The sequence below is a fragment of the Pseudoalteromonas sp. CR1 genome, from assembly GCF_019392235.1.
GTDB lineage: Bacteria > Pseudomonadota > Gammaproteobacteria > Enterobacterales > Alteromonadaceae > Pseudoalteromonas.
This window is the reverse complement of record NZ_JAHXRM010000308.1, coordinates 1-266: the sequence shown is the minus strand read 5'-3', so window position 1 is coordinate 266 and position 266 is coordinate 1. Positions and strand designations below refer to the sequence as shown.

The following is a 266-nucleotide window of genomic DNA, read 5'->3' as shown; positions in this document are numbered from 1 at the left end:
CTGGGAAGAAAACGCCCGCGCCTTCATCGAAGACGAGCTGGGCCTGGGTTTCAACCCGTACACCACTCAGATCGAACCGCACGACTACATCGCCGAACTGTTCGACGCCATTGCGCGCTTCAACACCATCCTGATCGACTTCGATCGCGATATCTGGGGCTACATCTCCCTGGGCTACTTCAAGCAGCGCACCATTGCCGGTGAAATCGGCTCGTCGACCATGCCGCACAAGGTCAACCCGATCGACTTCGAAAACTCCGAAGGCA

Annotated in this window: 1 protein-coding gene; it reads left to right on the top strand. The window is 57.5% G+C overall.

Features of this window, described 5'->3' with window-relative positions; all coding sequences use genetic code 11:
- Positions 1-266: lyase family protein (locus tag KZZ04_RS19515; RefSeq protein ID WP_257903697.1), on the top strand; the 266-nt coding region annotated here is incomplete at both ends.